At 67.3% G+C, this 208-nt stretch carries 1 pseudogene; it reads left to right on the forward strand.

The features are described from left to right. A pseudogene (locus tag ALMP_RS42530) lies at positions 1-208 on the forward strand (glucose-6-phosphate isomerase); the annotation flags it as partial.

Here is a 208-nt window from a genome sequence, read left to right on the forward strand (position 1 = left end):
CAACATGTTCGAGTTCTGGGACTGGGTCGGCGGCCGCTACTCCTACGACTCGGCGATCGGCCTCTCCCTGATGATCGCCATCGGCCCGGACCGCTTCCGCGAGATGCTCGACGGCTTCCGGATCGTCGACGAGCACTTCCGCACCACCCCCGCCGAGGCCAACGCCCCGCTGCTGCTCGGCCTGCTGGGCATCTGGTACGGCAACTTC

The sequence above is a fragment of the Streptomyces sp. A012304 genome, from assembly GCF_026008495.1.
Taxonomy (GTDB): Bacteria; Actinomycetota; Actinomycetes; order Streptomycetales; family Streptomycetaceae; genus Streptomyces.